This window comes from Rhizobium sp. ERR 1071, from assembly GCF_007828675.1.
GTDB classification, from domain to species: domain Bacteria; phylum Pseudomonadota; class Alphaproteobacteria; order Rhizobiales; family Rhizobiaceae; genus Rhizobium; species Rhizobium dioscoreae.
Map to the genome: position 1 here is coordinate 489,565 of NZ_VITM01000003.1, position 11,199 is coordinate 500,763.

Annotated in this window: 9 protein-coding genes; 1 reads left to right on the forward strand and 8 read right to left on the reverse strand. The window is 60.5% G+C overall.

Features of this window, described 5'->3' with window-relative positions:
* Positions 1-5 precede the first annotated feature (5 nt).
* The 4 genes from galE to FBZ99_RS12480 form a co-directional block, all read right to left on the reverse strand.
* Positions 6-1,043, reverse strand: a complete 1,038-nt coding sequence (gene galE / locus FBZ99_RS12465; RefSeq protein ID WP_145633372.1) for a UDP-glucose 4-epimerase GalE — start codon at positions 1,041-1,043, stop codon at positions 6-8.
* A gap of 420 nt (positions 1,044-1,463) precedes the next feature.
* Positions 1,464-2,630, reverse strand: coding sequence for a pyridoxal phosphate-dependent aminotransferase (locus tag FBZ99_RS12470; RefSeq protein WP_113332052.1), 1,167 nt, complete (start codon positions 2,628-2,630; stop codon positions 1,464-1,466).
* Positions 2,631-2,774: 144 nt separating this feature from the next.
* Positions 2,775-3,200 carry a large conductance mechanosensitive channel protein MscL gene (gene mscL / locus FBZ99_RS12475; RefSeq protein ID WP_145633375.1) on the reverse strand — a complete coding sequence of 142 codons (426 nt, stop codon included), beginning with the start codon at positions 3,198-3,200 and terminating at the stop codon, positions 2,775-2,777.
* Between the two features lie 249 nt (positions 3,201-3,449).
* A complete protein-coding gene (locus tag FBZ99_RS12480; protein WP_113332050.1) occupies positions 3,450-4,016 on the reverse strand; it encodes a TetR/AcrR family transcriptional regulator in 567 nt (188 codons plus the stop codon).
* Positions 4,017-4,153: 137 nt separating this feature from the next.
* On the opposite strand from FBZ99_RS12480, the gene FBZ99_RS12485 reads away from it, so the two are divergent.
* Positions 4,154-5,365 (forward strand): MFS transporter, encoded by a 1,212-nt coding sequence (locus tag FBZ99_RS12485; RefSeq protein ID WP_145633378.1) that lies wholly within the window; start codon positions 4,154-4,156, stop codon positions 5,363-5,365.
* Between the two features lie 107 nt (positions 5,366-5,472).
* Here the strand turns inward: FBZ99_RS12485 and FBZ99_RS12490 are convergent, their stop codons facing one another.
* The 4 genes from FBZ99_RS12490 to FBZ99_RS12505 all read right to left on the reverse strand — a co-directional run bounded on the left by FBZ99_RS12490 (position 5,473) and on the right by FBZ99_RS12505 (position 11,179).
* Positions 5,473-7,683 carry a 3-hydroxyacyl-CoA dehydrogenase NAD-binding domain-containing protein gene (locus tag FBZ99_RS12490; protein ID WP_145322407.1) on the reverse strand — a complete coding sequence of 737 codons (2,211 nt, stop codon included), beginning with the start codon at positions 7,681-7,683 and terminating at the stop codon, positions 5,473-5,475.
* Between the two features lie 13 nt (positions 7,684-7,696).
* Positions 7,697-8,905, reverse strand: a complete 1,209-nt coding sequence (locus FBZ99_RS12495; RefSeq protein ID WP_145633383.1) for an acetyl-CoA C-acetyltransferase — start codon at positions 8,903-8,905, stop codon at positions 7,697-7,699.
* Positions 8,906-8,940: 35 nt separating this feature from the next.
* On the reverse strand, positions 8,941-10,737 hold the full coding sequence (locus FBZ99_RS12500) for an acyl-CoA dehydrogenase C-terminal domain-containing protein (protein ID WP_145633386.1): 1,797 nt from the start codon (positions 10,735-10,737) through the stop codon (positions 8,941-8,943).
* 85 nt (positions 10,738-10,822) lie between these two features.
* The gene (locus tag FBZ99_RS12505) at positions 10,823-11,179 is read right to left on the reverse strand and encodes a hypothetical protein (protein ID WP_145633389.1); all 357 of its coding nucleotides are present in this window, start codon (positions 11,177-11,179) and stop codon (positions 10,823-10,825) included.
* Positions 11,180-11,199 lie beyond the last annotated feature (20 nt).

The following is an 11,199-nucleotide window of genomic DNA, read 5'->3' on the forward strand; positions in this document are numbered from 1 at the left end:
TCAGGCTATAGCGTGCTCGGGGCAGCATAGATCTTGCCGAGCCCGGCGGCATCGAAGCTCGCCCGCTCGACGAGGCGAAGCTCCCAATCCAGCGACGAACGCACGATCGTTTCCAAGCTGTCGTGTTTTGGAACCCAGCCCAGCTCGCGACGAGCAAGCGTCGCGTCCGCGACAATGCTCGCCATATCGCCGGCCCGGCGCGGAGCGATATGGATGCGGAAGGAACGGCCATGGATGCGCATGACCATGTTGAGCACGTCAAGCACGGAATAACCGTGGCCATAGCCGCAATTGGCAACCAGCGAGCGGCCGCCATCGCGCAGATGGCGCAAGGCCACGAGATGCGCCTCAACAAGATCGCTCACGTGGATGTAGTCGCGCACGCCGGTGCCGTCATGTGTCGCGTAATCCGTGCCGTAGATATCCACCTGACGGCGGCGGCCGAGGGCCGCCTCGCAGGCGACCTTGATGAGATGGGTGGCACCATCAGTGGACTGACCAGCCCTTCCCCCAGGATCAGCGCCGGCGACATTGAAATAACGCAGCGCCACATAGCGGAAATCATAGGCCGCGGCGGCATCGCGCAGCATCAGCTCGGACATCAGCTTGGATTGACCATAGGGGGATTCAGGCCGCAACGGCACATCTTCGCTAACCGGTCGATCCGCGGGCTGCTGACCATAAACAGCAGCGGTGGACGAGAAGACGAAATGGCGGATGCCGGCCCTGACGGCGGCGCTCATCAGGGCGCGGGTCTTGCCGGTGTTGTTTTCGTAATAGGCAAGAGGATCCTCGATCGACATCGGCACGACGGCAGAGCCAGCGAAATGGATGATGGCTTCTATATCGTTTTCGGCGAAAATCGTTTTGAGCAGCGCCTCGTCAGCGACATCGCCGAGATAGAAGCGGGCCGCGGGCGGCACTGCCCAGCGAAAGCCTGTGGAAAGGCAATCGAGAACAACAACGTCCTCGCCCGCGTCAAGCAATCTCCAGACCATGTGGCTGCCGATATAGCCGGCTCCGCCCGTCACCAAGACAGTCATTCTTCGCGTCCCCGCCAAGTCTTATCGGCGATATATGAGGCCGCTTCCCCTGCGAAATTGATTAAAAGCCGGAGGTGGGGCGGGAAAGATTGCGGGAATGGTTAGAGGGGGCTTTCGCAGTTTGATTGGATTTTATGGATTGGGTGTGCGACGGCAGGCCTCGCATATATCGGAGAGTGCATACCCCCCTCTGTCACTTCGTGACATCTCCCCCACAAGGGGGGAGATCGTTGGGAGGTTGCTGCCCCCTTCACCAAAACAATGAAGTTTCGGCTTCAGCAGATATGATGTTCTTGGGTGTGAGAAGCTGCCGCGAGTTTCCAATCTCCCCCCTTGTGGGGGAGATGTCGCGAAAGCGACAGAGGGGGGTATCGGGACCAGCCAAATCAAACGCTGTCGGCCGCAGCACACAGATCGTACCTACAAACTCAAAATATACCGGCTCAACCTTTCCGCGGCATCCGCCACCTGCACCGGATCGCGCAGGAAGCAGGCGCGCATGAACAGCTCTCCGCCCAAACCGAAGGCCGTTCCGGGTGCTAGGCCGACGCCGGTCTTATCGACGATGTCAATGGCGGCCTTGCGGCTGTCGGTGACGCCGTCGATCCTGAGGAAGGAATAGAGCGCGCCATCCGGCTTCAGCGTCTGCACGCGATTGGTGGCGATCAGCGCGTCGCAGAGGATGTCGCGCGAGCGAGTGGCCTTTTCGATATTGGAGCGAACGAAATCATCGCCCTCGTTCAGCGCTGCAACCGCGCCTCTCTGCATGAACTGCGCGACGCCGGAAGTCGAATATTGCACGAGGTTTTCGATCACCTGTCCGAGCTCGGCCGGTGCGACGATCCAGCCGACACGCCAGCCGGTCATCGACCAGTTCTTCGAGAAAGAATTGACGAAGAGAATCTTGTCGTCGGCTTCCTTGACATCCAGGAAGCTCGGCGCGCGGCCGCCCGCATAGTAATAGAGCGCGTAGATTTCATCGGCCATGATCCAGAGATCATGCTTGCGCGCCAAAGCGAGGATATCGCGAAGATCCTGATGGGTCGCCGTCCAGCCTGTGGGGTTGGACGGGGTATTGATGAAGAGGCCCTTGGTCTTCGGCGTAATCGCCGCTTCCAGCCGGTTGAGATCGAGCGACCATTTGCCGTGTTCAAACTGTAAGGGTACGGCGACGGAACGGGCGCCTGCGATCTCGAGCGCCGCAGCAATGTTCGGCCAGGCGGGCGACAGATAGACCATCTCGTCGCCGGGAGCGGTGATCGCCTGCACGGACAGCTGGATCGCCTGCATGCCGGAGCCGACGACATAGAAATTCTCCATCGGCAGCAAGGTGCCGAAATGCCGGCCATAATAATCGGCGAGCGCCTGACGCAGCTCGGGAATACCGCGCTGCCAGGTGTAAAAGGTTTCGCCGGCGTTGAGCGAGGCCATGGCGGCGCGGTTGATGAAATCCGGCGTCGGCAGATCGCCCTCACCGACCCAGAGTGGCAACAGGCCCTCACGGCCGCGGGCATAGTTGACAACTTCCACGATCCCGCTTTCGGGTGCTGCGAGCGCGCGTGGGCTGAGGCTATCTAGTATCGACATGCAAAGTCTCCGGTTTCTGCCTTCATAAAGCAGAGCGGCGGACAAATCCCATGACTTTGCCTTAGTGACCGATCGATTTTGGTGATGAATAAAGCCCCGATCCTTCCGGAAACCGGGGCTTTGAAAGAGGTTGAAGCAAGCCCGTCAGCGCTTGGCGAGAAGATCGCGGATTTCGGTGAGCAACTGAACGTCGGCCGGCGGCGGAGCTGCCTCGGCAACCTTGTCTTCCTTGCGCTCCAGCTGGGCACGCAGCGTGTTCACGCCCTTGACCATCAGGAAGATGATCCAGGCGAGGATGAGGAAGTTGATGAGGACGGTGATGAAGTTGCCGTAAGCGAAGACCGCCCCCTGGGCACGGGCGGCTGCCAGCGTCGGCGCATTGACCGTCGAGGAAAGGCCGATGAAGTAATTGGAAAAATCGAAGCCGCCGAAAATCGCGCCGACGATCGGCATGATGATATCGTCAACCAGCGATTTCACGATGCCGCCGAAAGCGCCGCCGATGATCACGCCGACTGCGAGATCCATGACATTGCCGCGGGCGATAAATGCCTTGAATTCATTTAGCATTGAGCAGTCCCCTTCGCGTTGCCGTTGAATTCACTGATGATAATTAGCACCATCTTTTTCCTTATTTTTCAACAGCAAATTGATCAGGAGCCATGTCCAGGCATGCATATCCCATGATAATTTCACCACATTAGCAACTTTAGGGCGCATATATTCGGCAGCTTGTTCGTCAGTTGCGAGCAACCGAGCCGAGGCCCCTGGATGTACATCAGGGATCTCGGTGAGTCGTTCGGCATAGTCGGCCGCGCTTCAAGCGCTGACCGCACTCTCCCGCATCACTTTCGCGACGAGCTTGCGAACGTAGTCAGGACCGGGCGCCTGATCGAAGAGAATGCGATAGATGATCGGCGAGATGACGTGATCCATCAGTTCCACCAAAGTCGGAAAGGGCTCGCCAGCCGCCTCCGCCCGCGCAATAAATACGCTTAGTTGGCAGCGTGTATAGGTGCAGCATTTTTCCGCATTTGCGCTATCGGGTACCGCGAGAACATCGCGCAGCAGTTGCCGTCCGACTCCCGAGGCCATTTCATCGGCATATTGCTCGACCCAGGCCTCCAGGTCCTCCCGGGCGCTGCCAATCCTGGCGGGCTCGCCTTCAGGCTGCAGGCGCGATGCGGCGACGTCGGCCAAAAGCGCCTGAAGATCGCCCCAGCGGCGGTAGATCGTCGACGGCGTGACATTGGCGCGCTGCGCGATCAGCGGGATCGTCACATCGGCGCGATCCATCGTCGCCAGCATGTCGCGGACGGATTGATGCACGGCCGCTTGCACTCTGGCGCTGCGCCCGCCGGGGCGGGGATTTTCTCTGTAGCCCATAAGCCCTTGCCAATTTTTCCCGTTTTGCGGATCGTGAATGATCGTGGACATTCACTAACGCAAATTATTTGTTTTTATACATCAGGCGCCCTATATGCGTCTAACGCAATCTTTTAGCTTTAGGTAGGATATAGTCGATGACCGAACTCGATTCCACCGGCAGCGCTCCGATTTCACCAGCCAGACGCCTGGCGCCTTTCTATTATGCCGCAACCAGCGCGCTGTTTTTGGCTGCCTCGTCCGTACCGACGCCTCTCTATCGCCTTTATCAGCAGGCCTTTGCCTTTTCGCCGGTGCTGCTTACGGTGATCTTCGCCGTCTATGCCTTCTCCCTTCTCGCCGCGCTCCTCATCGTCGGCTCGATCTCCGACCATCTCGGCCGTCGGCCTGTGATCTTTGCTTCGATCCTCCTCAATATGGTGGCGATAGTCCTGTTTTTAATGGCCAGGGGTTCGGATTGGCTGATTGCCGCGCGCATCGTGCAGGGCTTCGCGACGGGCACCGCCGTCAGTTCCGTCGGTGCCGCCCTTGTCGATCTCGATCCGATCAGGGGATCGATCACCAACAGCCTTGCCCCGCTTGTGGGCATGGCGATCGGCACGATCGGTACGAGCCTGCTGATCCAGTTTGCGCCGGCCCCGACCGTACTCGTCTATATCGTCACGCTTGCCCTGCTGGCGCTGCAAGCCGCGCTGCTATGGCTGATGCCGGAGACTACAAGCCGACGGGCCGGCGTGCTCGCATCGCTGAAGCCGGAAGTCGCCGTTCCCCAGCAGGCGCGGCGGACGCTGCTGGCGCTGACGCCGATCAATATCGCAGTTTGGGCGCTCGCCGGCTTCTATCTGTCGCTGGTACCCTCGCTGGTCACTGCGACCACCGGCAGCACGGCGCCGCTGGTCGGCGGCTCCGTGGTCGCAGCCTTGACGATCAGCGGCGCGGCAGCCGTCTTCCTGCTACGCAAGAAATCCGCCGTCACGATCATGAAGTTCGGCATACCAACCATGAGCTTCGGCATACTGACCATCATCGCCGGCATGCATGCGGCTGAAGTGTCGATCCTCGCTCTGGGAACTCTGATTGCCGGCTCGGGCTTCGGGGCAGCTTTCCTCGGCACGGTCAGAAGCATCATGCCACTGGCAAAGCCCGACGAACGCGCCGGGTTGCTTTCGGCCTTCTACATCCAGAGCTACCTCGCCTTCAGCGTCCCCACCATCCTCGCCGGCTTCCTATCGAAAGCGCTCGGCTTTGCCGAAGCCGCCGATATCTATGCGGCGGCGATCCTTCTACTCATCGGCTGGGGCGTCGTTGCGCTGAGGGCGGGGCAAGAGAAGCCATTGAGCAACGCGTAAGCAAAATCTTACGTATTCGCCATTGATCTAGGCTGAACCAATCAACAAAAAAGGGCCGCTCCTGACAGGGGCGGCCCATGATTTGTCGCGAGCAATAGCTCTCCGGTTCAGGCCGCCTTCTTGGCGCCATAGGGATCGAAGCGGCCGTAGAAGGTCTCGCCCTTTGCGGCCATATCCTTCAGAAGCGCTGTGGGCTGGAAATGCGGGCCGTAGGGGGCCGCCAGCTTTTCGCAGAGCTCCACGAAAGCCTTCACACCCATGCCATCGATGTAGGACAGCGCACCGCCGGTATAGGGCGCGAAGCCGAAGCCGAGGATGGAGCCGACATCGGCCTCGCGCGGGTCGGTGACGATGCCTTCCTCGATGGTGCGGGCAGCTTCCAGCGCGATCGTGACGAGGAAGCGCTGCTTCAGCACGTTGACATCGATCTCATCGGCCTTCTTCTGCGGATAGAGATCCTTGAGGCCTGGCCAGAGCGACTTCTTCGCCGGCTTCGGCGGGTAATCGTAGAAGCCCCTGGAGTTCTTCCGGCCTAAACGACCCTCGCCTTCGACGAGACCGCTGATCAGCTGCATGTGACGCGGGTCGACGGCTTTCTCGCCGAGATCGGCAACCGTCGCCTTCAGGATCTTGTAGGACAGATCGATAGCGACTTCATCGTTCAGCGCCAGAGGCCCGACAGGCATACCAGCCATCTTGGCGGCATTCTCGATCATGGCTGCGGGCACGCCTTCGATCAGCATGTCATAGGCTTCGTGGATATAGCGGAAGACGCAGCGATTGACGAAGAAGCCACGGGTATCATTGACGACGATCGGCGTCTTCTTGATGGCGGCGACATAGTCGAGCGCAACCGCCAGCGCATGGTCGCCGGTTTCCTTGCCGAGGATGACTTCGGTCAGCATCATCTTCTCGACCGGCGAGAAGAAGTGGACGCCGATGAAATCGACCGGGCCCTTGGAATTCTTCGCAAGGCCGGTGATCGGCAGCGTCGAGGTGTTGGAGGCAAAGACGGCGCCGGCCGGCAGCACGGCTTCGACGGCCTCGATAACGGCCTTCTTGACGTCGCGATCCTCGAACACGGCTTCGATGACGAGATCGGCATCCTTGAGATCGGCGTAATCGGCCGACGGCGTGATGCGCGAGAGCAGAGCTGCGCCTTCGTCCTGCGTCAACCTTCCCTTACCGATCGAGTCCTTGACCAGCCCCTCGCCGACGCCCTTGCCCTTGGTTGCGGCTTCGATATCGCGGTCGATAAGCGTGACCGGGATGCCGGCGGCAGCCGTGACATAGGCGATGGACGCGCCCATGAAGCCGGCGCCGACGACGCCGACCTTCTTCAGCTCCGTCTTCGGCTGGCCGGCCGGGCGGCGGGCGCCCTTGCCGAGTTCCTGCATGGAGATGAACAGCGAGCGGATCATCGAATAGGCTTCGGTGGTCTGCAGCACATGGGTGAAATAGCGCTGCTCGATCTTCAGGCCGGTATCGAAGGGAACCTGCAGGCCTTCATAGACGCATTTGAGGATGGCGAGCGCTGCCGGATAATTGCCCGATGTCTCGCGACGCAGGATGGCCGGGGCTGCCGGCCAGAGCTGGGCCGCGGCCGGCGTCCAGATGCCGCCGCCCGGTGCCTTGAAGCCCTTTTCGTCCCAGGGGGCGACGGGCTTCAAGCCATCCTTGATCATCTGCTTGGCGGCCGGGATCAGCTGATCCGGCTCGACCACCTGATGCACGAGGTTCATCGCCTTGGCGCGCGCCGCCGTCAGCGACTGGCCCGTCGTCATCATCTGCAGCGCCGATTGTGCATCCGTCAGGCGCGAGATGCGCTGCGTGCCGCCGGCGCCGGGGAAGATGCCGACCTTGACCTCGGGCAGCGCAATCTTGACGCTCTTGGCGCTCGACGCAACACGGCCGTGGCAGGCGAGCGACAGCTCGAAAGCGCCGCCCATGCAGGTGCCGTTGATGGCCGAAACCCAGGGCTTGCCGCAGGTTTCGAGCTTGCGGAACAGGCCCGTCATGCGCCCGACGAGATCGAAGAGCTTCTGTGTGGCAGCGGCCGGGTCCTTCGCCTTTTCCTCCTGATAGAAGGAAAACATCGACTTGATCATCGAGAGATCGGCGCCGCCGGAGAAGGAGGATTTGCCTGAGGTGAAGACCACGCCCTTGACGGCCGCATCGGCAACCGTGGCATCGATGATGGCGTTCAGCTCTTCCAAGACCTCGGCGGTGAAGACGTTCATGGACTTGCCGGGCATGTCCCAGGTAACGAGGGCTATGCCGTCTGCGTCGGTTTCGACGGTGAAATTCGTGTAAGCCATTGGTTTCCCCTCCTCAGACGCGTTCGACGATCGTAGCCGTGCCCATGCCGGCGCCGATGCAGAGTGTCACGAGCGCCGTATTGAGATCGCGGCGTTCCAGCTCGTCCAGCACGGTGCCGAGGATCATCGCGCCGGTGGCACCCAGCGGATGGCCCATGGCGATGGCGCCGCCATTGACGTTGATCTTGTCGTGCTCGATATCGAAGGCCTGCATGTAGCGCAGCACGACGGCGGCAAAGGCTTCGTTGAGTTCGAAAAGATCGATGTCGGCAAGCGTCAAGCCGCTGCGCTTCAAGAGCTTTTCGGTAACGTCGACCGGGCCGGTCAGCATCAGTGCCGGGTCGGAGCCGATATTGGCGAAGGCCTTGATGCGGCCGCGTGGCTTCAGCCCCATGCTCTCACCGCCCGCCTTGGAGCCGAGCAGAACGGCAGCGGCGCCATCGACGATGCCGGAGGAGTTGCCGGCATGGTGGACGTAGTTGATGCGCTCGACTTCCGGATGGGCCTGGATGGCGACGGCTTCGAAGCCGCCCATCTCGCCGGGCATCTGGAAGGACGGATTGAGCGAGGCGAGTGCCTGCATATCGGTGCCGGGGCGCATGTACTCGTCGCGGTCGAGAATGGTCAGGCCGTTGATGTCCTTCACCGGAATGACCGAATTCTTGAAGTAGCCCTTCTCCCAGGCATTGGCGGCGCGCTTCTGGCTTTCGACGGCATAAGCATCGACGTCATCGCGCGAGAAACCGTATTTGGTGGCGATGAGATCGGCCGAGACGCCCTGCGGCATGAAATAGGCCGGGAAGTTGACGGAGGGGTCCATGAACCAGGCACCACCCGACATGCCCAAGCCGACGCGCGACATGCTTTCGACGCCGCCGGCGATGACGATGTCATCAGCCCCTTGCGCGATCTTGGCCGCGCCGAAATTCACGGCATCAAGGCCCGAGGCGCAGAAGCGGGAAATTTGCATGCCTGGCGCCTTGGTGGAATAGCCGGCTTCGAAGGCAGCGCCCCTCGGGATAACGGCGCCTGCTTCCATGACAGGATCGACGCAGCCCATAATGATGTCATCAACCGTTTCGGTATCGAGGCCGTTGCGGTCGCGGATCGCCTCCAGCGTCTTGGCGGCAAGGCGCACGGAAGGCACTTCGTGCAGCGCCCCATCCTTCTTGCCCCGCCCGCGCGGCGTGCGCACGTGGTCGTAAATGAAAACCTCGGTCATGTCTCATCTCCCTGCAGCGGCTGGCGCCGCCTTGATCAAAAGGCTTCCGCCGCCAGTTCCATCATCGTGTCGGCACCGGTTTCGATGCGCGCCTTGCGCAGCGCCGTTTCCGGCATGATGCGCTCCATGTAGAACCGCGCCGTGACAAGCTTGTTCTTCAGATAATCCTCGCGCGCGCTGTCGCCAGCCGCAAGGCCTGCCTGCGCCGCCTTGGCCATCTTCGCCCACATGTAGCCGAGAACGACGAGGCCGAAGAGGTGCATGTAATCGGTCGAGCCGGCACCGGCATTGTCGGGCTTAGCCATGGCATTCTGCATGAACCACATGGTCGCGGCCTGTACATCGTTCAAGCCCTTCTTCAGATGCTTGGTGAAGAAGGCCATCTGCTCGTCGCTGCGGTTTTCCTCGCAGAAATCGCCGATTTCCTTGAAGAGCGCCATGACGGCGCGGCCGCCGTTCAGCGCCAGCTTGCGGCCCACGAGATCGAGCGCCTGAATGCCGTTGGCACCCTCGTAAATCATGGTAATGCGGGCATCGCGGACATACTGGCTCATGCCATGCTCTTCGATGTAGCCATGACCGCCGAAGACCTGTTGCGCCATGACGGCATGCTCGAAGCCCTTGTCGGTCAGGACGCCCTTCAGGATCGGCGTCGCCAGACCCAGGATATCGTCGGCTGCCTGCCGTTCCTTCTCGTCCGGGGAGCGATGGGCGATATCGGATTTCAGCGCGGTCCAGAGCAGGAAGGCGCGGCCGGCCTCGTTGAAGGCGCGGATGGTCATCAGCGAGCGACGGATATCCGGATGGACGATGATCGGGTCCGCCTTCTTGTCGGGCGCCTTCGGGCCGGAGAGCGAGCGGCCCTGAATGCGCTCGCGGGCATAATTGGCCGCGTTCTGATAGGCGATCTCGGCGATGGAGAGACCCTGCAGGCCGACGCCGAGGCGAGCCTCGTTCATCATCACGAACATGGCGTTGAGGCCCTTGTTCTCCGCACCGATCAGGAAGCCTGTGGCCTCATCATAGTTCATGACGCAAGTGGCATTGCCGTGGATGCCCATCTTGTGCTCGATCGCGCCGCAGGAGACAGGGTTGCGATCACCGAGCGAACCGTCTTCCTTGACGAGGAACTTCGGCACGATGAACAGCGAGATGCCCTTGGTGCCTTCGGGTGCACCTTCGATGCGGGCAAGGACGAGATGGACGATATTATCCGTCATGTCGTGCTCACCGGCCGAAATGAAGATCTTCTGGCCTGATATCTTGTAGCTGCCGTCGGCTTGCGGAACCGCCTTGGTGCGCAGCAAGCCGAGATCGGTGCCGCAATGCGGCTCGGTGAGGTTCATGGTACCGGACCAGCTGCCCTCCACCATCTTCGGCAGATAAGTCTGCTTCTGTGCATCGGTGCCATGCACGAGGATGGCGGCAATCGCGCCCTGCGTCAGGCCCGGATACATCATCAGCGACATGTTGGCGGCGGAGGTATATTCGCCGACGGCGCAGTGCAGCACATAGGGAAGCCCCTGCCCGCCGAATTCTTCCGGCACGGCAAGACCCAGCCAGCCGCCTTCGCGATAGGCGTGATAGGCTTCCTTGAAGCCCTTCGGCGTGGAGACGGTGCCGTCGTCATGGCGCACGCAGCCTTCCTGATCGCCGGAATAATTGAGCGGGAAAAGCACCTCTTCCGACATCTTGGCCGCTTCGCCGACGATCGCTTCGATCATGTCAGGCGCGGCATCAGCATAACCCGGAAGATTGTTGTAGCGCTCCAGCCCAAGCACATCGTTCAGGACGAAGAGCGTATCGTTCACCGGGGCCTTGTAGACTGGCATTTCTCGAATTCCTCCAATTCGCCGCCGGACCTTGAGATTCCGGCCACTGTCATACTCTTACAAAATATTGACGTTTGCGTAAACGTCAAATTCGTGTCTCGCGGTGAAATTTTGGTGAAGCCGATGAGGGAGAGCATTCCGCATGTCGCCGATACCTCCCCTCTGCCCAAGCAAACTGGTGCTGCCTCAGCGCAAGAATATCAGGCGGCGGTACAGCAGAACCAAAATAAAAGGTTAAGACATCAGGCAAACTTAACGAGTTGTTTACCACGTTTCGTAAATTGTACGAGTTGAGCAGCAGTGCTTCGCGTTTTTTCAACTTATGCTTGGAAATCGCGCTGTCTTTGCCGCTCTGTTTGAGGAAAGCCAATAGATTTATCCCTTTCCGAACGGCGGGATGCAGACAGCAAGGCGATGCAGCAACGTCTTCTTTCGTCAGCATGACGGCCTGGTGGTCCACAG

What these genes read in the sequence shown, in the direction of transcription:
- FBZ99_RS12495 (WP_145633383.1), bottom strand. Translation starts at nt 8,905, where the DNA reads ATGACCGAGGTTTTCATTTACGACCACGTGCGCACGCCGCGCGGGCGG.
- mscL (WP_145633375.1), bottom strand. Translation starts at nt 3,200, where the DNA reads ATGCTAAATGAATTCAAGGCATTTATCGCCCGCGGCAATGTCATGGAT.
- FBZ99_RS12485 (WP_145633378.1), top strand. Translation starts at nt 4,154, where the DNA reads ATGACCGAACTCGATTCCACCGGCAGCGCTCCGATTTCACCAGCCAGA.
- FBZ99_RS12500 (WP_145633386.1), bottom strand. Translation starts at nt 10,737, where the DNA reads ATGCCAGTCTACAAGGCCCCGGTGAACGATACGCTCTTCGTCCTGAAC.
- FBZ99_RS12470 (WP_113332052.1), bottom strand. Translation starts at nt 2,630, where the DNA reads ATGTCGATACTAGATAGCCTCAGCCCACGCGCGCTCGCAGCACCCGAA.
- FBZ99_RS12490 (WP_145322407.1), bottom strand. Translation starts at nt 7,683, where the DNA reads ATGGCTTACACGAATTTCACCGTCGAAACCGACGCAGACGGCATAGCC.
- galE (WP_145633372.1), bottom strand. Translation starts at nt 1,043, where the DNA reads ATGACTGTCTTGGTGACGGGCGGAGCCGGCTATATCGGCAGCCACATG.
- FBZ99_RS12480 (WP_113332050.1), bottom strand. Translation starts at nt 4,016, where the DNA reads ATGGGCTACAGAGAAAATCCCCGCCCCGGCGGGCGCAGCGCCAGAGTG.
- FBZ99_RS12505 (WP_145633389.1), bottom strand. Translation starts at nt 11,179, where the DNA reads ATGCTGACGAAAGAAGACGTTGCTGCATCGCCTTGCTGTCTGCATCCC.